The 22,119-nt window shown below is 61.7% G+C and carries 21 protein-coding genes and 2 pseudogenes; 18 read left to right on the top strand and 5 right to left on the bottom strand.

Annotated elements, in window-relative coordinates; translation table 11 throughout:
* Nucleotides 1-231 precede the first annotated feature (231 nt).
* Both ACA065_RS13380 and ACA065_RS13375 read left to right on the top strand, forming a co-directional pair.
* A pseudogene (locus tag ACA065_RS13380) lies at nt 232-579 on the top strand (cysteine dioxygenase family protein); the annotation flags it as partial.
* Nucleotides 576-986: pseudogene (locus ACA065_RS13375) on the top strand (rhodanese-like domain-containing protein); the annotation flags it as partial. The pseudogenes ACA065_RS13380 and ACA065_RS13375, both read left to right, overlap by 4 nt.
* Nucleotides 987-1,057: 71 nt before the next feature.
* Here the strand turns inward: ACA065_RS13375 and ACA065_RS13370 are convergent.
* A complete protein-coding gene (locus ACA065_RS13370) occupies nt 1,058-1,837 on the bottom strand; it encodes a Type III secretion system effector HopBA1 (protein WP_497694919.1) in 780 nt (259 codons plus the stop codon).
* A 222-nt stretch (nt 1,838-2,059) separates the two neighbouring features.
* Here ACA065_RS13370 and ACA065_RS13365 point away from each other — a divergent pair, with 222 nt between their 5' ends.
* Both ACA065_RS13365 and xopG read left to right on the top strand, forming a co-directional pair.
* Nucleotides 2,060-2,530: a type III secretion system chaperone family protein gene (locus ACA065_RS13365; RefSeq protein ID WP_497694918.1), complete on the top strand. Its 471-nt coding sequence runs from the start codon at nt 2,060-2,062 to the stop codon at nt 2,528-2,530.
* A gap of 21 nt (nt 2,531-2,551) precedes the next feature.
* Complete coding sequence (xopG, locus tag ACA065_RS13360; protein ID WP_497694917.1) at nt 2,552-3,196, top strand: XopG/HopH/AvrPtoH family type III secretion system effector; 645 nt, start codon at nt 2,552-2,554, stop codon at nt 3,194-3,196.
* 58 nt (nt 3,197-3,254) lie between these two features.
* Here xopG and ACA065_RS13355 read toward each other — a convergent pair whose 3' ends face one another.
* From ACA065_RS13355 to ACA065_RS13340, 4 genes are all read right to left on the bottom strand, one after another.
* Nucleotides 3,255-4,616: a hypothetical protein gene (locus ACA065_RS13355; protein WP_497694916.1), complete on the bottom strand. Its 1,362-nt coding sequence runs from the start codon at nt 4,614-4,616 to the stop codon at nt 3,255-3,257.
* Between the two features lie 60 nt (nt 4,617-4,676).
* Entirely contained in the window at nt 4,677-5,639 is a 963-nt protein-coding gene (locus tag ACA065_RS13350) for a lytic transglycosylase domain-containing protein (RefSeq protein ID WP_497694915.1), read from the bottom strand.
* Nucleotides 5,640-5,683: 44 nt separating this feature from the next.
* Nucleotides 5,684-8,017: a type III effector HrpK domain-containing protein gene (locus ACA065_RS13345; protein WP_497694914.1), complete on the bottom strand. Its 2,334-nt coding sequence runs from the start codon at nt 8,015-8,017 to the stop codon at nt 5,684-5,686.
* Nucleotides 8,018-8,118: 101 nt separating this feature from the next.
* Nucleotides 8,119-8,655, bottom strand: a complete 537-nt coding sequence (locus ACA065_RS13340) for an RNA polymerase sigma factor (protein WP_438869574.1) — start codon at nt 8,653-8,655, stop codon at nt 8,119-8,121.
* A 246-nt stretch (nt 8,656-8,901) separates the two neighbouring features.
* Here ACA065_RS13340 and sctW point away from each other — a divergent pair, with 246 nt between their 5' ends.
* The 14 genes from sctW (at nt 8,902) to ACA065_RS13270 (ending at nt 21,673) form a co-directional block, all read left to right on the top strand.
* Nucleotides 8,902-10,017 (top strand): type III secretion system gatekeeper subunit SctW, encoded by a 1,116-nt coding sequence (sctW, locus tag ACA065_RS13335; protein WP_497694913.1) that lies wholly within the window; start codon nt 8,902-8,904, stop codon nt 10,015-10,017.
* Nucleotides 10,017-12,113 carry a type III secretion system export apparatus subunit SctV gene (gene sctV, locus ACA065_RS13330; protein ID WP_200434310.1) on the top strand — a complete coding sequence of 699 codons (2,097 nt, stop codon included), beginning with the start codon at nt 10,017-10,019 and terminating at the stop codon, nt 12,111-12,113. Before sctW ends, sctV begins: the two co-directional genes overlap by 1 nt.
* A gap of 17 nt (nt 12,114-12,130) precedes the next feature.
* Entirely contained in the window at nt 12,131-13,075 is a 945-nt protein-coding gene (locus ACA065_RS13325) for an FHA domain-containing protein (RefSeq protein WP_497694912.1), read from the top strand.
* A complete protein-coding gene (locus ACA065_RS13320) occupies nt 13,072-14,421 on the top strand; it encodes a FliI/YscN family ATPase (protein ID WP_497694911.1) in 1,350 nt (449 codons plus the stop codon). The genes ACA065_RS13325 and ACA065_RS13320 overlap by 4 nt, the downstream gene beginning before the upstream one ends.
* Nucleotides 14,422-14,423: 2 nt before the next feature.
* Entirely contained in the window at nt 14,424-14,867 is a 444-nt protein-coding gene (locus ACA065_RS13315) for a type III secretion protein (protein ID WP_497694910.1), read from the top strand.
* Nucleotides 14,857-15,411 (top strand): type III secretion system HrpP C-terminal domain-containing protein, encoded by a 555-nt coding sequence (locus ACA065_RS13310; RefSeq protein ID WP_497694909.1) that lies wholly within the window; start codon nt 14,857-14,859, stop codon nt 15,409-15,411. Before ACA065_RS13315 ends, ACA065_RS13310 begins: the two co-directional genes overlap by 11 nt.
* Nucleotides 15,408-16,130: a type III secretion system protein gene (locus ACA065_RS13305; RefSeq protein WP_497694908.1), complete on the top strand. Its 723-nt coding sequence runs from the start codon at nt 15,408-15,410 to the stop codon at nt 16,128-16,130. Before ACA065_RS13310 ends, ACA065_RS13305 begins: the two co-directional genes overlap by 4 nt.
* Nucleotides 16,123-16,485: a FliM/FliN family flagellar motor switch protein gene (locus ACA065_RS13300; RefSeq protein ID WP_497694907.1), complete on the top strand. Its 363-nt coding sequence runs from the start codon at nt 16,123-16,125 to the stop codon at nt 16,483-16,485. The genes ACA065_RS13305 and ACA065_RS13300 overlap by 8 nt, the downstream gene beginning before the upstream one ends.
* Nucleotides 16,482-17,135 (top strand): type III secretion system export apparatus subunit SctR, encoded by a 654-nt coding sequence (sctR, locus tag ACA065_RS13295; protein ID WP_200434317.1) that lies wholly within the window; start codon nt 16,482-16,484, stop codon nt 17,133-17,135. The genes ACA065_RS13300 and sctR overlap by 4 nt, the downstream gene beginning before the upstream one ends.
* Before the next feature lie 8 nt (nt 17,136-17,143).
* Nucleotides 17,144-17,410 (top strand): type III secretion system export apparatus subunit SctS, encoded by a 267-nt coding sequence (sctS, locus tag ACA065_RS13290; protein WP_200434318.1) that lies wholly within the window; start codon nt 17,144-17,146, stop codon nt 17,408-17,410.
* Nucleotides 17,411-17,442: 32 nt separating this feature from the next.
* Nucleotides 17,443-18,204 (top strand): type III secretion system export apparatus subunit SctT, encoded by a 762-nt coding sequence (sctT, locus tag ACA065_RS13285; protein WP_497695344.1) that lies wholly within the window; start codon nt 17,443-17,445, stop codon nt 18,202-18,204.
* Nucleotides 18,201-19,277 (top strand): type III secretion system export apparatus subunit SctU, encoded by a 1,077-nt coding sequence (sctU, locus tag ACA065_RS13280; protein ID WP_497694906.1) that lies wholly within the window; start codon nt 18,201-18,203, stop codon nt 19,275-19,277. The genes sctT and sctU overlap by 4 nt, the downstream gene beginning before the upstream one ends.
* Before the next feature lie 75 nt (nt 19,278-19,352).
* Nucleotides 19,353-20,282 (top strand): hypothetical protein, encoded by a 930-nt coding sequence (locus ACA065_RS13275; protein WP_497694905.1) that lies wholly within the window; start codon nt 19,353-19,355, stop codon nt 20,280-20,282.
* Nucleotides 20,279-21,673 carry a hypothetical protein gene (locus ACA065_RS13270; protein ID WP_497694904.1) on the top strand — a complete coding sequence of 465 codons (1,395 nt, stop codon included), beginning with the start codon at nt 20,279-20,281 and terminating at the stop codon, nt 21,671-21,673. The genes ACA065_RS13275 and ACA065_RS13270 overlap by 4 nt, the downstream gene beginning before the upstream one ends.
* The last annotated feature ends 446 nt before the right edge of the window (nt 21,674-22,119 follow it).

Genomic DNA, 22,119 nt, shown 5'->3' with positions numbered 1-22,119 from the left:
CTGTGTAATCTTCTAAAATCCGTGCGACCTCCTCGGCCGAGAGCTCTGCGCGCTCAAGGCACTGCTGTAGGGGGATAACCGCGCGTCCTCGGTTTTTGCGCCGCTCGATTTTTTCCAAATTTTCAATAACGTCTGGTTTCTTGCTTGCTGCCACCCCAAGGAAAAAGTGGACGTGAGCTGGCTCGAACACGGTCGCTGACTTTTGAAGGTTCGCTCCCGGACGACATGGCACACGACCATCGGGTATGGGGCCTGATCGGCATGTTGCGCGGTGCGGAGTTTTCCCAAGGTTTTGAACGGGCGCCCGATGGCGGCCTGGTGGACGAAGGCAAACCGGTCCAACTGCTGCCCGGCCAGGTTGAGGCGGTGTCGCCCAAGGTCGGGGATATCCATCAGGTCAGCAATGCCCACAGCGACCAGGTGTCGATCAGCATTCACGTGTACGGCGCCAATATTGGTGCCGTGCGCCGTGCGGTGTATCAGCCCGACGGCAGCGAGAAACTGTTTATCTGCGGTTATTCCAACGCCTACCTCCCGAACATCTGGGATTTGTCCAAAGAAAAGAGCTCTGCCCTATGACCACCGTATCGAACCGCAGCTTCGCCCAGATTCGCCAGGCCCTGTTGGACCGTGAAGAAGTCGCCTTGGTCGACGTGCGCAAAGAAGCGCCCTTTGCCGAGTCGCACCCGCTGTTCGCTGCGAATATCCCACTGTCCAAGCTGGAGCTGGAGGTGTATTCGCGCATTCCCCGTCGCGATACCCAAGTGACGGTCTACGACAATGGCGAAGGGTTGGCCAAACGCGCCGCCGCACGCCTGGTTGCGTTGGGCTACACCCAGGTCAGCCTGCTCGAAGGTGGCCTGGACGGCTGGCGGCGCGCCGGTGGCGAGTTGTTTATCGACGTCAACGTACCGAGCAAGGCCTTCGGCGAGTTGGTTGAGAGCGAGCGCCACACGCCCTCGTTGGCCGCCGAAGAAGTGCTGGCGCGCGACGGCACCCACGGTTTCTACGTGATCTGAGCCGCCCACGCCTGCCTGCATCCCTAATAGGGTGCAGGCTAGCTCTTCGCGATGGTGGTTTCGATCAGCGGTTTATTATCAAGCGAGCGCATCCGACTCTGCCCCAGGGCCAGAGCGTCCTTTTCACCTTCGAAGGCAAATCCCATCACCGGCCCAGGACGCATGTCACTGGGCCCATTTGCATCGCCTGTTCGAAAGTGAGTCGCGCCGCCCCACACAATCGCCTTGCTCATGGATGCGCTTGACAGCTCTCGGACAAGCGCCATGTCCCACGCACCATTCAACGCCAGCCTTTTTCTCATGTAGGCCAATGACTCACGCAGATTGGTAGGTGCCGGCCCCGCAACAGCGCGGTCGATGCCGACTACTTTTATGCCGGCATTCTTTAAGTCACAGATCGCCTTGGCCACGCGACCGGTCCATTCGTAACCATGCTTGCCCCAGTCCTTATTCAAAAAATCCTGAACGGCGCCCTCGCCATGGGCCAAGGCAGCTTGAAAGGCAGCATTCTCTGAATACTTGACGAACTCAACCCCGGCCATTTCGACCCCAGCCTCTTTGAGTTTACTGGCCGCCCCGCTGACGAATGCTGGAATCCCAAGTTTGCCGTGGGTGTCAGCCAGGTAAGTCACCTCATTCTTCGCGCACAGGCTCGCCAATATTTCCTGGGCGGGCATATCGATATGCCCGCTTCTATCGACTGGAAACTGCGGAACAACAACCTTGGAAGCAACGGGTGATGCCTTGGGTGTGCCAACGCTTTGCGATGCAATCGCAGGCTGCCTAAAAACGTGGTTTACAGGACCAACAGGGTTCATCGAATTGCCTCACTAGGTGGGAACATCGGGAGCGCTTCGCCGCACAGTTTTTTCAAGCATTTCCGTGAGTGGGTAACCACGCAGATGGGTTCCCTGAGACTTGCGCCAGAACGCAGGCATCACTGCGCAGTGGCGCCGCGCCTATTTCGCCCGCAGCCAGGAACCTGACCCCGGTTTTCCCCACTCATTTAGATTTGAATGGCTGAAAACTGAAGGTAAGCAATGAACTACCAAGACTCGTTTCAAAAACTGGTCAATCACCTGTTCCTGATGATGCGCCGCCCTGCACCGACGCTTGAGCATGGCGCGTGCGTTGACCTCGTTTTGGCCAACGGCGCAACGATCCAGATCCACCTCGCCGACGCCAACGTCACACTCAGCACATCAACCCCGCTTCACCGTGGCTACAGCGCTGACTTCCTCCTTGAACTGCTGCAGATCAACCTCAACGTGGACGCCGCACACAGCATTGTTGTGAGCGCACTGGCTGCCGAGGAGCTGATTGTGGTGTGGGGCAAAGAGTCGCTCTCGGCACTCACCCCGGAAGGTTTCGTGGAGTACTTCGACCGGTTCTGCCATCACGTCGACGTCATCACCCGGCACAACGTTGCAAAACCACGGGACAAACAGACCTCCGCGGCCAGCGACCTGAACAAAAGTCTGTTGACCCAGCAAAGCATCACACTCAAGTAAACACGCCACAGGACCTCTGCAATGAGAATTCAAAACAGCGTCATCGCCCCACACATCCTCATCAAGGCTCATGACCAGGATGACTACAACAAAGCCGAGTCAGCCCTTACCAAGCTCGCGAGCAGGCCCAACGGTAGAAGCCTGATTGCTGAAATTGGCAAGCTCAGCACCAACGGCAGAGCCATGACGATCAGCGTGGTTGATGCCCATACCAATACCACCGCACGGCCCAAGCTCACCACGCAACAGGCCGCTGCCAACGGTGTACCAGACTCAGAGTTCAGCCAGGAGAACAACGCCATAGCCTCAAAGCTTGCGTTTAAAAGCGGAATGCAAAAAGGCACTGGCACGAGCACCAACGTGGACTTCAACCATAAGCAATATGTGGCCGTCGACGAGGCAGGCATGCCGTTCCTGGACTCCAACAAAAAACTCTCATTCGTCTCCCTGGCCCACGAAATGGTGCACGGCTATCGGATCATGAAAGGTACTTACACCGGCGGTGTGGGCGACCGCTATACCGCAGGTACCCCGGCTGCGAATGAGGAAGAACGCGCCGTCGGCCTGGGCAAGTACAAGAACGAAGCGTTTACCGAAAACAGCATACGGACAGAACATGGACTTCCCCTGCGCAACCAATACGCGGCCGACAGCTCTCGCGGCTGATACACAAGCAAAAAAAAGCCCCGGGAGCGAACCCTCGGGGCTTTTTTGAACTCGCCGATCAGACCTCGGAGCCACCTTGCGGATCAACCCCCCGCGCCGGGCGCTGGCGTAACCGGTTCGCCAACCCGGCGACTGTATTGGCACCCGCCTCGGCGGCCGACGACAGACCTTCGGCCACAGCGGTTGCCGCACTCATCGCCTTGGCTGGCACGTCTTCTTGCAACGTCTTGGTCGCAGCCTTGCTGGCCGGATCAGTCAACACACCCAACGCTCCGTAAGCACCAAACGTCATCGCCGACATGCCAACGTTGGTGGCGCCGTCTGCGGCAGCGATGGCCGCTGGCGAGAACCCCGCCTTGGCCGCAGCGCCCTTGACCAGGCTACGGGCTACGGTTGCCAAGGCTCCGCCACCGCCCAGCGCCAAACCGTTAGCCGTTGCACTGCTGGCTGAAATGACGCCCCTCAGGGACTTGGCCGTATCCGTCATGATGTCCAGCGGCAGTTTGGCCAAGCGCTTGCCACTGTTGATCAACGGGTCGCGCGTGGGGCTGCAATCCCTGAGGGTTTCATACTGCTTTTTCCAATCCTGGCGCCCGAACAGGTATTCGGGGCCGGCGCGGTGGGCGTGCAGGTCACTGCGGCGCGTGGCCACCGCATACCCGGCGCCAGCCGCCATGCCGCCGGCCGAACCAAACACCGTATTCGCCGCCGCAGCCGCCTTGGGGTGGCCGGTGCCCATCAATGCCGTTGCCACCAGGCCCCGGGCGACGTTACTCAAACTGAACGTCTGATTCGCCAGCGCCGAATCCAGCGCATGTCGGCCCAGGTTCTCCGACCCCCTGGCCTCCTGTGCGTGCTGCATCACCGGCTCAAGCACCTCTGCCGGCGCTTTGAGCCACATTGAATCATGGGTAGTACGCCCCAGCACGCCATTGGCTGCGGTGTCGATCGCGCCCGAAAACGCACCCGCAATAAACCCGGTATAGGACGGGTTTCCAGCAGCCTTTTCAGTGATGTCCGGCACCTTGTCGAGCAGCACCGAGGCCACTGCAAAAGGTGCCGAACCCATCGCCCCCAATGCCGGCAATGTTACCCGATCCATACGCGTGGCCTTGTCGAGCAAACGCTCCACATCGGCCGCCGTCTGCCCCATCGCCTGCAATTGCCCGGCGCGGTCCTTGACCAATGCGCCAAGAGCCTGCTTGTTGTCGGGCGTTTCATGCGGGGCAAAAATATCCGCCATCTTTTGCTCCAGGTCCAACAGCACCTGGGGATCATTGACGCTACTGACCGGCGCGGCGCCGGCTGTCGCGCTATGGCCCAGCGGCTGCATCTGGATGCCCTGGTTGCGTCGCTCTACTTCAAATGCCAACTCTGGCAATACCGGTGGATGAGAACTGATTCTTGGGGGATTACTCATAGTTACAGCCTCCTGCCAAATCGGGTAGCAAAGTACTGCCTACACGGGTGAATAATGTTTTTAAGCCGGTAATTGCCCCTGGCCGCTGCCGATGATCTGGGCGAAGTTCTGCACGTTTTTCACGTAGTCCGGGTCGCCCACGCCGCCGACGTCCGCCAGGTTATTGCGGTTGACCTTGTCCGGCCCCGAGTTGTACGCACGCAGCGCCGCACCGATATCACCGCCAAACGCCTTGCTCTGGTCACGCAGATAGAGCGCGCCGGCCATGATGTTGTCGTGGATCGCGTTGCCGTTGAATTTGTCCGGGTTCTCGCTCTTCATTTGCGCAGCAGTGTCGGCGTTGACCTGCATCAAGCCGCCATCGGTCTTGCCGTTGACGTTGGTGCTGGACGCATTCGAATCGCCACGGGATTCGGCCCAGATCTGCCCGGCGATAACGCTGGCGGGCATCCCGGTTTTCTGTGCGGCTTCCTGGATGTCGGCGCGATACGGTTCCAGTGCCGGCGGCAGGTGCAAGTCACCGCTGCCAGTCACGCTGGTGTTGCCCGACGCAGCGCTCGCAGGCGCGTTGCCGGCCGCCGGGGCAGCTTGCGCTGGAGCAGCAGCGCCACCGCCCTGGTTAGCCACGCCGCTACTTGGAATTTGCGGGGCAGGCTTGGACGAGCCAGAATCGCCGCTATCGGACCCCGAGTCGCCATTTTTTTGCATCAGTGACTGCAGGAACTGCATCACCACCTTGAGGATGTCTTCGATCATCTGATTGAGCGAACCACTCTGGTCCGCGTCACTTTTCTGATCAGCCGACTTGGGCTGTGTGGTGGTCGAGGAAGGGTCTGAAGGCGTGCCGAAGTCGATAGGTTTATCCGGGCGTGCAGCAGTCAGCTCCTTGGCCCCGGCAGGCGCGCCCTGCCCAGCTTGCCCATGCTGCGCTGAGGCAGGCTGGGCACCCTGGCCCAGCACTTTCTCAAGGTCTTTCTCAATGTCTTGAATCGCGGTCCGCAGCGACGCAGGGGAAATATTCAAAGCAGTACTCCTTGGTGACTAATCTCAGGAACGAGGTGTGTTGATCAATGCGGTTTGGGGATGCCGAACTGGTTGAGCGTCGGGTCGACGTTATGGTCGAACGCCTTGGCTTCTGCGTGCTTCTTCACCGCCGCAATGATCGCGGCGATGGCCAGGCCAATACTGGCAAGGGCATCCACAGCCCAGCCGATAGGGCCGGCAGCGGCGCCGATAACGCTGGCAGCCATGGCCCCGGCAGCTTCTGCACCCACTGCCACCCCCACGCGAATCGCCGCACCGGCCGCCATGCGGCCCAGGCCCACGGTGGCTTCGTGGCCCGCCATCGAGCGCACCGCGTCCACACCGTCCTTGACGCCGCTGATGCCCTTCTTGACGTCATCCACGTCGTCTTTGACGTTCTGCGCCTTTTGCGTGGCCGTCATCGCCAGGGTCGCGGTGGCAGTTGCATCCCCATTAGCCGCGCTGTTGAGGAAGCTGCGACCGGCCTTGGACTGCTGCAAGGCATCGAGGGTAGAACTCTGGAAGCCCGCCTGCTGGCCGCCGACAAACGCGGGCGGCAATACGCTTTCATAGGCCGCGCGGTGATCGTTCACGGTTTGCAGCGCCTGGGTGGCGTCGGGTTTCTTGCCACTCAGGCCCTGCTGCAACTCGCCGCCCTGGGTGAAGTTGGCCTGGTAAGCGTCCTGCATTTTCCATTGCAGCGCAGGCTGGTTGCCCAGCACCTGCTGCGCCGTCGGCACCTTGGCGTTGGGGCCAAGCAAATCCTGCTGCAACTGCAACTGGGCCGACAGGCCGTTGGCCGCGCCGCTGTAGTCGGGCGCCGCGGCACCCTTTTTCATGTTCTTCTCGGCCGTTCCCATATCCGCGCTCAGGGCCGAGCCGTTGTTGACGTTCTTCATCTGGTCGTAAACCGCCTTGGTCAGCGAGGGGTCGCTGGCTACCAGGGCTTTTTCCTGTTCCGGCACGGCTTTTTGCAGATAGGCCTGCACGTCCGGGTCGTTTTGCAATTGGCTGATATCGTCGGACAGGGCTTTTTCGGTATCGCCGGTTTTGCGCAGGTCGCTGCCTGCATCGACGCTCAGTTTGGTCTGTTGCAACTTGACCATCACCGCCGCTTTTTGCGCGCCGGAGTAATTCTGCGGGTTCTTGAAAACGTCGGCGCCCAGCTTGCTGATATCGACGTTGGCCGCCGCATTGATGGTCGCGGCATCGCTGACCATGCTGGCGAATTCGCCGCCATTTTTTGGCGCCTGGTTTTTAATCCAGCCACTGATATTTGCCGCGTTGAACAAGCCATCCGGGCTATGGGCCGCCAGCGCGTGACCCGACAGCCCGCCTTGATCGAGCAGGTTGAAAAAGCCCGGTTGCGACCAGGTCTTGGCGGCTTGACGTGTCACACCCGCCAGCCCCGGGTTGCTGTTTTGCAACGCGGCCAGGCCGGCCTGATCGGTGAGGCCATCAACCTTGGTCTGGCCGTTGGCACCTGCGGCGTGCGCCGGGTCCGCAGCGGCAGTCAAGGGTTCGTTGGCGCGCATCACCGACGCGGAGATCACCATTTGCAGCGATTGCTCGTCGGCGTTCGGGTTGGCCTTCTGGTACGCCGCCAGGTCCTTGCTGGCGCCGTCGGCGGAGCTTTGCATCTGGCTGACGAACTTGCTGAGGTCTTTGTTGTTGATGATCCCGTCGGCCTTGGGGTTGATCGCGGTATCGATGGCATTTTTCAGCGCCGGGTTGGCCTTGATGAACGCCATGGCCTGCGCACCATTGGCCCCGCCTTCCTGGGCCATCTGCGCGGCGGCGATGGGTCGGTTGAGTTCTTTTTCGGCTTGCAACTGCTGGTCGGGCGGCAGGTTCGCGACCATCGGCGCCCAGCGCTTCAAGGCATCCGGGGTGTTGTATTTGGAGTCGTCCAGGAACTTGCCGCTGTCACTGGCAGGCGCTACCGAGCTGGTCGCTGGTGCCGCGGGTGGTGCTGCCGGGGCCGCGCCTTGCACGGGCGCTGCCGCCGTTGTCGGCGCAGATGCTGTTGCAGGCGCAGCGCCTGAAGCTGCGCCTGCCCCTGGCGCCGACGCAGGGCCGGGTGCCGACTGCGGGTCAGCCGGCGGGTTGAACAAGTTCTTCATGAACTGATCAATCTGATTTTTGAACGAGTTCAACTCAGTGCCCAGCTGCTTCTCGAAATCCGCGATCTGGGCGTTGCCCGCATTCAGCGTATCTTGCGTTTGCTTCAGGAACTCCAGCGGCTGAGCCTGGGAGCCGAACTGCACGCCGCCGCTTTTGGCAGGCCCAGCATCGCCCTGAGCGTCCGACGCTGCGGGCGACGCCTGGGAATCTGCGACAGAGCTGCTACTGGAAAACGGGGAATTGGAAATGCGCATAGGGGCCGCCACTTTCTGTTGGACATTTGTAATGCGTGGGACCAGAGCCACAAGAGGTTCCCTCCTCCTGTGTAATTAATTGGCCATCTGTGCCGCGCAGATCAAAATCCGCTGGAGACTCGCCGCTTGAGTTGCTCACGCGCCCGCGACAGCCGCGAGCGCACCGTCCCCACCGGCACCCCGAGTTGCGAGGCGGTGTCCAGGTAGTTGCCCTCCATTTCCATTGAGACGTGGATGATCTCCTGCATGTTCAGCGGCAAGGTGGCGATGGCACCCACCACCCGCACCAGTTGACGGCTGCCGTTGACCTCGCTGAAGACATCGCTCTGATCGGTAATATCCAGCACTTCACGCTCCTCCAGGCAGGCCTGGAATGGCTGGTTGTAGAGCTGGCGAAAATGGCTGCGAATCAGGTTCATCGCGATACCGCACAGCCAGGTCAGCAGCAGCGATTCATTGCGAAATTTATGCTCGTTTCGCAACGCTTCAAGAAAGGTGCCTTGCAGCAGGTCCTCGACATCATCGGGGTTCATCACCTTCTTTCTGATGAACAACCGAACCTTCTGCAACAGCGTCTCATCGAGTTGGCGAAGCGCGGAGATATGAGTGGAAAACGTCAGCGAATCGATCACACACATGGACAAATACCATTTCAAGATATGTCCGGCTTATAGAGCGATATACATGCCATAAATACACAAGGCCTATCTGGCTGTTTTATAAGCATATTTTTTCTAAGGCTTTTGAAAAAATGCAAGATTCTGCACAAACGTATCTTGATCAATACATATTTATGCACACTTTTTCTATTGCCTTATTAAGTGGAACCTGTTTTCAAAAACTCCCACTCACTACGCATGATCCCTTGCGTTCAGTGCCGCGCCATGAAAATTTCCGCGTTCAACCCCATCGTCGCGATCCAGCCTGTTTTCCCGGTTACGCCAAGGCCCGAAGCCACGTCTGCGGCGATGGCGCCGACGATCGCCAAAGACCAGGGCAGCACGCCGCAGCAAGTTGCCCGATTCACCTCGGCACTGATCCAGCAAAGCCAGTCACTGAGCCAGCGCGACCTGGTGATCAGCAGCACGGCGCTGCAGTCCAAAGCGATGAAACTGGGTGAGCTGTACCAGTTGCTGATGGGCACCCAAGACTTGAACCTCGATTCCGTGGTGCGCAATTTGCGCAAGGAACTCAAGCGCAAGGTGATCGACAACAGCATCCTCGATGAGGTGCTGCGCTCGGCCGGCGGCGATGCGGCAAAAGCCCATGTGATGCTGCAAGCCGCCGCGCGCCAAGCCTTTAACGAAGGTGCCAGCGAGGAGCACGTGCTGCTGTCACAGCAACTGCGGGTGCTGCGTCACCAACACGGTAACCGCGCACGCGCGGGCATCAACACGGCCCGCGCCTTTGCCCGCTCCAGCCTTAACCCACGCCGCCGGCAAACCCTGCGCGACCTTTACTACAACGGCGTAGTGGGCCAACCCACGATTTCCAGCCTGATCGACACCCTCCTCGGCCAGGAAGAAGGCGAGCACCACTTCGAGCCGACCCTGCGCGACCTGCGCAGCGCGATCGCCGACGACATGGCCGCCTTCACCCCGTCCAGCACCCGCCAGCAACTGCGCACGCTGATGCACGGCCTTAATACCGCCCGTCATGTATCCACCTTGTTGCACAACTGCGAACACTTGCTGGGGCGCATGCGCGGCAAGAACCCGGCGTTGCAGCTCAACGCACCGACCTTTCTCAAGCACCTGCTGGTGTTGTCGGGCAAGGGCATGAACGTGCATGAAACCCTGCAGCTGACGCAATTTATTGGTGGCTCACAACTCAAGCATCAGCTGTCGTTTCTCAATGGCCTGCGTCCGATGCTGCAACAGTTGCCGATCCTGTTGTGGAAAGACCTCAAGGCCCGTCAGAACGCCCTGGGCAACTTGCTGATGCTGATGGCCGAGTTGACCCAGCAAGAGCAAAAACTGGCCAAGGGGCGACCTGTCTGATGCACAAGATCGTCAACCTGCTGAACCAGATCGCCCTGGCGGCCATGCGCCGCTCCGAGATCGTGGGGGCATTTGTGGTGCTGGCCATCGTGTTCATGATGATCACGCCGCTGCCGACCTGGCTGGTTGATATCCTGATTGCGGTCAACATCTGCATCTCCTGCCTGCTGATCATGCTGGCCATGCACCTGCCCCGGCCCCTGGCTTTCTCGACGTTTCCGTCGGTGCTGCTGATCACCACCATGTTTCGCCTGGCGCTGTCGATTTCGACCACGCGCCTGATCCTGCTGAACCAGGATGCCGGCCACATCGTCCAGGCCTTCGGCCAGTTCGTGGTGGGCGGCAACCTGGCGGTGGGCATGGTGATCTTCATGATCCTCACGGTGGTCAACTTTCTGGTGATCACCAAGGGCTCGGAACGGGTTGCCGAAGTGGGCGCACGCTTTACCCTCGATGCGATGCCCGGCAAGCAAATGTCCATCGACAGCGACCTGCGCGCCAACCTGATCAACGTGCAGGAAGCCAAGCGCCGGCGCTCTGAGCTGGGCAAGGAAAGCCAGCTGTTCGGGGCCATGGACGGAGCGATGAAGTTCGTCAATGGCGACGCCATCGCCAGCCTGATCATCGTGGCCATCAACATGATTGGCGGCATCTCCATCGGCGTTATCCAACATGGCATGAGCGCCGGCGATGCGGTGCAGCTCTACACCGTGCTGACCATCGGCGACGGCCTGATCGCGCAGATTCCGGCCCTGCTGATCTCCGTGACCTCGGGCATGATCATCACGCGCGTGAGCAACGACAACGCGGCGGCCGACGCCAACATCGGCCGCGAAATTGCCGAACAGATCACCAGCCAGCCCAAAGCGTGGATCATCGCCTCGGTGGCCATGCTCGGCTTTGCCGCCATGCCGGGAATGCCCACCGCCGTATTTATCACCATCGCCATCATTTGCAGCCTTGGCGGTTTCCTGCAATTGCAGCGGGCCAAACCCAAGGTGGTGACCGAACAACCGGTACACGTCGCCCCCGAGAACAATGGCAAGGAAGACTTGCGGATGTTCCTGCCCAGCCGGCAGTTTGTGCTGCAATTTCACCCCTCACAGAACCGTGCACTGGTGGAATCACTGGTCAGCGAGATCCGTCAGCGTCGCAACCGCCTGGTGGTCAATTACGGCCTGACGTTGCCCTCGTTCATCATCGAATACCTGTCCCATCTCGAGCAGGACGAGTTCCGCTTCGTGGTCTACGAAGTGCCGATGTTCAAGGCCACCCTGAGCCAGACCCATGTCGCCATTGACGGCCAGGCACAAGTCGTCGATCAGCTGGAACAGGCCATCACCGGCACCGTGGACCGCCAGGAAAGCCAATGGCTGTGGATGCCCGTCGACGCGCCACAGTTGCAGAGCCTGCCGGTGGTGACCGCCAGCACATTGATCATCGAGCGCATGGAGCGCGCCTTGCAGGTATGTGGGCCACAATTTATCGGTTTGCAGGAAACCAAGGCGATCCTCGGCTGGCTGGAGTCGGAACAACCGGAAGTGGCCCAGGAGCTGCAGCGCGTGGTGCCGCTGGCGCGTTTTTCCCAGGTGCTGCAACGCCTGGCATCGGAATGCGTACCGCTGCGCGGCGTACGGGTGATTGCCGAAACGCTGATCGAACACGGCCAGCACGAACGCGACGTCACCGCCCTAAACGACTATGTGCGCATCGCCCTCAAATCCCTGATCTACAACCAGTATTGCAGCGCGGTTGGCCTGCAAGTGTGGCTGCTGACCCCGGAAAGCGAAGGCATCCTGCGCGACAGCTTGCGCCAGACCCAGACCGAAACCTTTTTTGCCCTCAACAGCGAGTCCAGCCTGTTGCTGGTACAGCAACTGCGCATGGCGTTCCCGCTGCGCTCCACCGAGCGCGCGGTGATGTTGGTGGCCCAGGATTTGCGCAGCCCGCTACGCACGCTGCTGCAAGATGAATTCCACCATGTGCCGGTGCTGTCCTTCGCCGAAATCAGCAATGCCGCCGAAGTCAAAGTGCTGGGTCGCTTCGACCTGGAAGACGAGTATTCCCCACAGGAAGAAGACGACTATGCCGCCTGACACCTGGAGCCTCTGCGATGTTTGAACTGCGCGTACTCAATGGCCTGCACCAGGGCGCCGCACTGCCGCTGATCGGCGAGCAATGGCTGATCGGCGCCCATGCCGACCATGACCTGGCGCTGTACGACCCAGGCATCGCTGCGCTGCATTGTCGCCTGAGCCGTACCGAAGCGGGCTGGGCGCTGGACGCCGAACAAAGCCTGATCAACGACGCCGAAGGGCATGCCCTCGCCACCACCGTGCTGACCCCCAACCAGACCTTTGTGCTCGGCAATGTGTGGTTGTGCCTGGCGCCTGCCGAAGAGGCGTGGCCACAAGTGCCAATGCTGGTGGCGCCGACCCGGCCGCCGGTGCACGAGCCGATCGCCGCACCGCGCCCGCTGCCGCCGCCGCGCGTGTCGCGGCTAAAGCTGGCGTGCGGGGTGCTGGCCGGTTTGGTCGTCGGTGCGGCAGGCGCCTCTTGGGGCTTGAGCCGCACTGTGGCCGCACCGGCGCCAGCGGCCGTCGCGCAACAGCGCCCGCCCGCCGCAGCACCCGCCAAACCCGTGCAGGCGCCAGCATCGGACAAGATCAACCTGACCAGCCGTGATGAAGTACGGCGCCGCCTCAGCACCTTGCTCAGTGATCGCCTGCTGACCGAGGTCAGTGTGGAGGACAGCGACGACGGCCTGGTCCTCCAGGGGCACCTTAAAGACGACGCGCTGCCGATCTACACGCGCATGCTCAAGGGCTTCAACGAACGCTTTGCATCGGCTGTGCCGGTGCTCGACAAAGTCACCGCCGTGGGCACCGGCCTGCCGTTTGCCATTGTGCAAATCATCTCGGGCAACAACGCGCACTTGGTAACGGCCGACGGCCACCGGATGTACATCGGCGACCAGTTAAAGGGGCTGCGCCTCACGCGCCTGGATGAGCAGCACATCGAGTTCGACGGCGACCAGCACATCGAGATGCACTGGTGAACCCCGCCCTCGCCCGCTGGACCGAGGAGCAGCGCACACGCCTGGCCCACTGCTCGGCCGTGCGCATCAGCGGGCGGGTGTCGGCGGTCAGCGGGATCTTGCTGGAGTGCCAGGTACCGGCGGCCAAAATCGGCGACCTGTGCCAGGTCAGCAAGGGCGACGGCAGCACCATGCTCGCGGAAATCGTCGGCTTTACCCCCCAATGCACCTTGCTCAGCGCCCTTGGCACGCCCGAAGGCATCCAGGTCGGGGCGCGCATAGAACCGCTGGGCATGGCCCATCGCATTGGCGTGGATGACCAACTGTTGGGGCGCGTGCTCGATGGTTTCGGCCGACCGCTGTTGGGCGATGGCGACGGCGCCTTCGCCGGCTTGCACGACCCGCGCACCACCACCCCGGTGATTGCCGCCGCGTTGCCGCCGATGCAGAAACCACGTATCAGCAATGCGCTGCCTACCGGCATTCGCGCGATTGACAGTGCCATTCTGATCGGTGAAGGGCAGCGCGTCGGCCTCTTCGCCGGCGCCGGTTGCGGCAAAACCACGCTGCTGGCGGAGATGGCCCGCAACATCGACTGCGACGTGATTGTTTTCGGCCTGATTGGTGAGCGCGGGCGCGAACTGCGTGAATTCCTCGACCATGAACTGGATGACGAACTGCGCCAGCGCTCGGTGCTGATCTGCGCCACTTCCGACCGTTCGAGCATGGAGCGTGCCCGCGCGGCCTTCACCGCCACGGCCATTGCCGAAGCCTACCGCCAGCGCGGCCTGAAAGTGCTGTTACTGATCGACTCGCTGACGCGTTTTGCCCGCGCCCAACGGGAAATCGGGATTGCCGCCGGTGAGCCCCTGGGGCGCGGCGGCCTGCCGCCGTCGGTGTACACCTTGCTGCCGCAGCTGGTGGAGCGCGCCGGCATGAGTGAAAACGGCTCGATTACCGCGATTTATACGGTGCTGATCGAGGCCGACTCGATGAACGACCCGGTGGCCGACGAAGTGCGCTCGCTGCTGGACGGGCACATTGTGTTGTCGCGCAAGTTGGCCGAACGCGGGCACTACCCCGCCATCGACGTGCCGGCCAGCATCAGCCGGATCCTGGGCAATATCACCAGCCGCGAACACGTGCGCAACAACAACCGCCTGCGCCAGTTAATGGCCGCCTACCGACAAGTGGAAATGCTCCTGCGCCTGGGGGAATACCAGGCTGGGACGGATCCGGTCACCGACTGCGCGGTGCACCTGCACGAAACCATCAACCAGTTCCTGCGCCAGGACCTGCGGGAGCCTGTGAGCCTTGACGACACCCTGGCGCGCCTCGATTACATCACCTCGCAATTACCGGATTGAACATGGACGAAGACCTGGAAGTAGAGCTGGACCGCGCTGCATTGGAGCACGCTATCGGCGTCCTGAAACCGTTGCGACAACACCGTCAGGCAAGCGCCGAGCGTGCTCGCCGGCAAATCGATCAGGAGCTGCACCAGCTCCACGAGCAGTTGCTGATCAGCACGGCTTCGCTCAATCAGGAACGCGATAACCAGAAGCTGCGCCGCCGACAGCTGTCGGACACGCACCTGGAAAGAACCATGGAGCTGAGCGACATCGACCGTTGGCACGAAAAGGAGCGACGCATGCTCGACCGCCTTGCGCACATCCGTCAGAGCGTCAGCCAGTTGCGCGGGCGCATCGAGGAGCAGGAACACCAACTGCAGCAGGCGCAGCAAGCCGTCAAGGCGCGCCAGCGTGCGGTGGAAAAACTCGCCTGCATGAGTGAGAGCCTTGATGAGAACTGAGCCGATCAAGCACCTGGCACCGCCCCCGGCGCCGGCAAAAACCGCCGCCGTGCCCGCCACGCCTTATCCGCCCGGCAACCCGCCGCCCAAGCGCAGTGACGCTCTGCGCAACCGTCAGGCCGACAGCCGAGTGCTGAGTGACAGCAGCCCGCAGCTGGACGCCGACGGTGTGCTCTTTGAGCAATTGATCGCGCCGCTGCCGGGCGAGCAGGACGATCAGTCCGGCTCACAGGACGGTGGGAGCAGCCATTTTTCAATGTTCACGCCCATCGAGGGCGTCCCGACACAGCTGGTCGATGAACTGGCACTGCGGCTGCCAGACGTGGGCAATCGCCCGTTCAGCGCCACCCTGCTGATGCCCAACCTGGGCAAGGTGCAGATCCAGGCGCAAAAAAATCCCGGCCATTGGGCGATCCGCCTGAGCTTCTCGCGTCGCGATGTGCTGGAGCGCCTGGGCCGCCATCAGCCCGCCTGCGAGGAGGCGTTTTCCCAGGCCCTGGGCCATGCCGTGGAGCTGTCTCTACAGCCGGCGGGTGATGCATGAAAGCCCTGGTACTGCGGCGCATGTCATCGACGATGGCGAACGCGTGCCAGGCGCTGGGGCGCGGACGCTGGCTGGCGTATGGCAGCGGCGAAACGTCCGGGTACCTGACCCTGGGCCCTTTGCTGCCGCCTGGCAGCTACCCCGATGACCTGCGCCTGAACCTGTCGAGCAAACACGGCCCGCTGCAACTGAGCAACGCCGACGCGCTGTTGAGCCTGCTGGGGGAAACCCCGGTCATTGCCGCTGGAGAACTGCAAGCGTGGTACTGGCAGTTGATCAATCAACAGTTTCCAGACGCTATTTACGACCTGCTTTCGCCTCTCGAACCCTTACCGCAGGCTCGCCCACCGCTGGCCGAGTGCCTGGAGTGCCGCATCAGTGTCGAGCGCGGCGGCGAGCGGGTCCACGGAGTAGTGAAGTGCAGCGCCGACACCCTGCTACAGCTGTTCGATGCCGCCCCTTGGCACTACCTCGAACAGCAATGGCCGCAGGACTGGCCCTTGCACTACCCGCTGGAACTCGGCCGCTTGCAGCTGAGCGTCAATGAACTGCGCTCATTACGCCCCGGCGATGTGTTGCTGCCCGCCACCCCGCGCTTCGACCCCCAGGGCCAGGGCCGATTGCAGTTGGGTGAGCGCCTGTGGCGCGTACACAGCGAAACCTTGAACGACCATTTGCAGCTGCGGCTGATTCACGAGGAAGACCTGCACCATGAATGAGCCACACTTTGGGGCCGACAGCGACGTGGGCGAGGAAGAAGCCAGTGTCCCGTTCGACGAAGAACCTGGGCAACCCTGGGACGACCACGCCCCGACAGACATGCCAGCTCACGACGCCGCGCCCGCCTCGGCGCTGAACGGTTTGAGCCTTGAACTGACGGTACGCGCAGGCGCTGTCAGCCTTACCCTCGACGCGCTGCAACGCCTGGCGCCGGGTTCGGTGGTGGGTATTACCGGCATCGCGCCAGGTGAAGCCACCTTGTGCCATGGCGAACGTGTGGTTGCCCACGGTGAGCTGGTAGACGTAGATGGGCGCCTGGGCCTGCGGATTACCCGTGTGGTGTTTGATCGATGATTCTGGACGGCATGAACCCGATCATGCTCGCGCTGTTTTTGGGCGCGCTGTCGTTGATCCCGCTGTTTCTGATCGTCTGCACGGCGTTCCTGAAGATCTCCATGGTGCTGCTGATCACCCGCAACGCCATCGGCGTGCAACAGGTGCCGCCGAACATCGCGATGTATGGCATTGCCCTGGCCGCGACGCTGTTCGTCATGGCCCCGGTGGCCCATGAGATTCAGCAACGGATCAACGACAACCCGCTGCAGATCGGCACCACCGAAAAGCTCGAGGCCAGCGCCAACACGGTCATCCAGCCGTTGTTGCACTTCATGACCCGCAATACAGACCCGGATGTGCAGGCCCATCTGCTGGAAAACACCCACCGCATGTGGCCGGCCGAGATGGCCGATAAAGCCACCAGCAACGACCTGCTGCTGGCGATCCCGGCGTTCGTGCTCTCGGAGCTGCAGGCCGGGTTTCAGATCGGCTTTCTGATCTACATCCCGTTCATTGTGATTGACCTGATCGTTTCCAACCTGCTGCTGGCGCTGGGCATGCAAATGGTGTCGCCGATGACCATTTCGCTGCCCCTCAAGCTGCTGCTGTTCGTGCTCGTGCAAGGCTGGTCACGCTTGCTCGACAGCCTGTTCTATTCCTATCTGTGAGTGTGGCCGTGGAAGCGTTGGAGCTGTTCAAGCAAGGCATGTATCTGGTGGTGATCCTTACCGCCCCGCCGTTGCTGGTGGCGGTATTGGTGGGCGTGCTGACCTCGCTGTTGCAGGCCCTGACGCAGATTCAGGACCAGACCCTGCCCTTCGGCGTCAAGCTGGCCGCCGTGGGCCTGACCCTGGCCGCCACCGGGCGCTGGATCGGCGTGGAGCTGATCTCGTTCATCAACCTGGCGTTCGACCTGATCGCACGCACCGGTGGCGCGCATTGATTCCGTTTGACGGCGAGCATCTGTTCGAGCTGATGCTCGGCACGGGGCTGGCCATGGCGCGGATTCTGCCGTGCATGATCCTGGTGCCGGCGTTCTGCTTCAAATACTTGAAGGGGCCGCTGCGCTACGGCGTGACCATTGCTGTCTCACTGATCCCGGCGCCGAGCATCGGCCGGGTGCTGGCGGCACAGAACGACGACTGGTTTTTAATCGCCGGCCTGCTGGTCAAGGAGTCGGTGCTGGGCATCTTCCTGGGCCTGTTGCTGTACGCGCCGTTCTGGATGTTTGCCACCGCCGGCGCCCTGCTGGACAGCCAGCGCGGCGCCCTGAGTGGCGGCCAGCTCAACCCGTCCCTGGGGCCGGACGCCACGCCCCTGGGTGAGTTGTTCCAGGAAATGCTGATCATGCTGGTGATCCTGTCGGGTGGCCTGTCGCTGATCACCCAAGTGATCTGGGACAGCTACGTGATCTGGCCGCCCACCGCCTGGTTGCCCGGCATGGATATCCAGGGCCTCGACGTGTTTCTCGGGGAGCTGAACCGCACCCTGCAGCACGCCCTGCTGTACGCCGCGCCGTTCATTGGCTTGCTGCTGCTGATCGAAGCGGCCTTCGCCATCGTAGGCCTGTATGCCCAGCAACTCAACGTGTCGGTGTTGGCGATGCCGGCCAAGAGCATGGCCGGTCTGCTGTTTTTGCTGGTGTACCTGCCGACCTTGCTGGATTTTGGTAACGGCGAACTCAAGCACTGGCTGGACCTGAAGTTCATCCTCGGCCAGATCGTGCACGTGCCATGAGTGAAAAAACCGAAAAGGCCACGCCCAAGGCCGAACGCGATGCGCGGGAAAAAGGCCAGGTCGGGCAGAGCCAGGACCTGACCAAGCTGTTGGTGCTGCTGGGCGTCAGCGAGGTGTGCCTGGGGGCCGCCGATGACAGCGTGAACCGCCTGCAAACGCTGATCGCGCTGCCCTTGCAACGGTTGCGCGAACCGTTCATGCACACCTTGGTGGAGTTGGGTGGCGAAGCCGTGTGGACACTTGTCTCCTTCACCTTGATGACCATTGGCGTGGCGATCCTGATGCGCCTGGTGGGCAGCTGGCTGCAAATCGGGTTCCTGTTTGCGCCCAAGGCATTGAAAATCGACCTGGGCAAAATAAACCCCATCTCGCACCTCAAGCAGATGTTTTCCGGGCAAAGCCTGATGAACCTGCTAATGAGTATCCTCAAGGCCTTGGTGATCGCCATCACCCTCTACGTCTCCATCAAGCCGCTACTGGGCAAGCTGGTGTTGCTGGCCGACACCGACCTGACCACCTACTGGCATGCGTTGCTCGCGGTGTTTCGCAGTGTGCTGCACGCCACCCTGGGCTTGTTGCTGGTCATGGCGATGGTCGACTTCGCCATGCAGAAGTACTTCCACGCGAAAAAACTGCGCATGAGCCACGAGGACATCAAGACCGAATACAAGCAGTCCGAGGGCGACCCGCATGTCAAAGGCCATCGCAAACACCTGGCTCAGGAACTGCTCAACGGCGCGCCGCCACCGCCGCGCAAACCCGTCGAAGAGGCCGATGTGCTGCTGGTCAACCCCACGCACTATGCGGTGGCGCTGTACTACCGGCCCGGGCAGACGCCGCTGCCGGTGATTCATTGCAAGGGCGAGGACGAGGACGCTTTGGCGCTGATCAAGCGCGCGCAAAAAGCCAAGATCCCGGTAGTGCAATGCGTGTGGCTGGCACGGGCGTTGTACAAGGTCAGAACCGGCCGCCATATCCCGCGGCCCACGCTGTTGGAAGTGGCGCATATCTATCAGGTGATCAAGCAATTGGACGAGGTCACGGCAGACATCATTCAGCTCGAAGAACCCTGATCCAGAGCGGTTAATTCACGAAACTGCAATATTAAAAGGTTTCAATACGAGTCAAAACTTTCGGAAGTCTGACCGATGAAATCCGCACCTTCATTGCCCCTCGAAAAAACCGTCGGCGCCTGGTTGCTCGAGGCTGGCGAACGCCTCGGCGTGCCCCCTGCCCTGGCCCGGGATTTTGCCCGGGATGCCGTGCTGAATTTGCCCGGCATGACCTTGCAACTTTCTCCCTGGCAAACTCTACCGGTACCGCAATGGGTCGCCTTGGGACTGCTGCGACGTCCCAACGGATTGCCTGTCGAAACCTGGAGCGAACTGTTGTTGCGGGCCAACTGCGGGGTGTCGGCGATGAGCAGTTGCAGCCTGGCCATGAGCGAAACCGGCGAAGGCTTGCTGGTGCAACGCCTGACCTCGCGCCCCGATGCAGACGGCGCACAACTGAGCGACGAGTTGGGCCACCTGCTGGCGCTGGGCGAAAGCCTGGTAGCCGCCGCCACAGCACTCAACGCCGGGCCGGGAAGCGCCGGTACACCCGCCGGCCCCGTACCGGCCCAGGCCGCACCCAGCCTTGAATCGGCCCACGCCGCCCTGCACCAGGACTGGCACCGGCCATTGCTGCTAAGCGCCCTGCAGCGCCTGGGCGTCAGCGCACCAGTGCCGGAGCAGATCCACACCGTGGGCGTGATCCAAGCCAACGGACGCAGCTTCGAAGTGATCGCCGACGGCGACCGCTGCCACTTGCTGGTCAGCACGCCGATCGAGACCGCCCTGCGCACCCCAAGCCAACGCGAACGCTGCCTGCGGGCCAACCTGCAATTGATCCTGTTGACCCACAGCGCCGTAGCCCTTGCGCCACACGGCAGCACACTGCAAGCGCGCTGGAACAGCACCGCGCTGAACGGCGAAGACTTCGCCGACTGGCTGCTGGATTTCGGCGTGCTGGCCGACAGTTTTGCCACCCCACCTTCACCCGCTGCCACCACACCAAGGAACCCTGCATGGACATGAGAAGACCTGCCCCGGCAGGTGGCATGGCGCCGCCAAACCCGGCCATCGCGTTGCAACCCCTGCGCCGCACGCGTACGCCTGACGAGCTGGAACGCGGCGAACCGGCAGCCCCACCACCCGGCTATACCGCACGCGCAGCGGCGCAAGTCAGCGGGTTGGGGCAAGCCTTCCATCGCAGCTACCTGGCGCCCGGCTGGAAAGCCGCCGGCAGTGCCTGGACCAGCGTCAGCGGCTATGGCGTAGCCGCAGGCCACAACCTCAAGCAGGGCGCAGTGCAAGTCTGGAGCGACAGCGCCGCCAACCTGCCGTCCGGGCGCACCACCCTGGCCGCCGCCGGGCAGACCTTGCAGCAAATGGCGACCTGCGGCGTGCCCACCTACCTGCGCGAAGTGGCGTTCATGCACACCTATAGCGCGCTGGCCGACGGGCTGGCGAAAAAAAGCCCGGGGGGTGCGCTGGCCTTGCAGGCGGCGATTTCCCTGGCCTCGGTCGCCACCCAAATCTACGTGCGTCAGCCGCGCCTGGATCGGTTGGGCAACGAGTCCAGTGTGGCGGTGCGCGGCCACTTTGCCCTCAGCGAACGGAAATGGAACGCCCTGCTGCCGGCCAAACAAGACGCGCTACGCCAGCAAATGCAGCGGGATTCGCGCAACGTCACGCGTAACCAGATCATTGCCGAAGCGGTCTACCTGGGCATGGGCGCATTGGGTGCTTCACGGGGTGACGGCGCGCTGAGTGCGCGGGTGCTGGCGACGCAACTGCGCAATGTGATCTATGCGATTACCCGCGAGTCGATGCAAGCCAGCCTGAGCATGACCGGCAAGCATGGCCCGACCAAGACCCATGGCATCCACCAGGACGATATGTCGGTGTTGGGCTGGGCCTACGGGACCATGACGCTGAGCATGGGCTTTGTGCAGGATTCCATCAGCCCGAAAGTGCTGCCGCCCGGGCAGACACTCACCAGCCCGGCGTTGCTGGATGATCATCATCAACCGCTGCGCGGGGATGCGCTGGCCGAATCGATCCAATCGTTGGCGGGTACGCGTGCGGCGTTCAATACGGTGATTGCGGTGCTCGACAATCACCTGCAAAAGCACTTCGATACCCAGCGTGCGGGGACCACCCAGCAGTGGAAGCCGAGCTTGCCACTGGAGGATTATGGGCGGGTGCTGGACCAATCGCCGGCGCGGGTGGCTTGGACGAGCCTGGCCAGTGCGATCAACATGGCGACCGGCGAATTATTGCGCGGTAAATTGCCGCCGGCATTGGCGGGGTTTCTGGGTAATGCCAGCAGTGCGGCGGTGATGGGGTTGGCTTATCGCACTACCAACCAGACGTTTCAGGCGCATGCGAGTGTGCGTAAGGCGGTGGCTGCGGGGTTGGCTTGAATGGCTGAGTACATATCCGTTATTTGGGTAACGGCTGATATTGGTTCCGCTTTTACAGCGGGTCACTTTTGCAAGGACCGGAATGCCGGCCCAGTCAAAAGTAACCAAAAGGTCCTCGCCCCAACACTCGGTGCCTCGCTATGGCTCGGCATGCCCGCAATCCGCCAAAGACCGCTAACTTCGTCATCGAAAAGGATGTAAGGGCCAGAGCAACAGCAACAGCAGAGCCATACTCGGTCAAAGGTGGGAGCTGACTTGTCGAATCGTCGCACCGCTGCGATAGCATCAACTTGGTGTACCTGATGTACCGAGGTGTCTGCATCGCAGGCAAGCCCGCTCCCACATTTAGACCCATGCCTTTCAAGGTCTTGGTTTAAAATCCCCCCCAAACTTCAGTCAGGATGACGAAACCATGTGGGAAAAGGTTCTAGAGCGGTTCGAAAAAC

It is taken from the genome of Pseudomonas sp. LBUM1640, from assembly GCF_059716225.1.
Note: the sequence above shows the minus strand (reverse complement) of the source record. Positions and strands in the feature narration are given on the sequence as shown.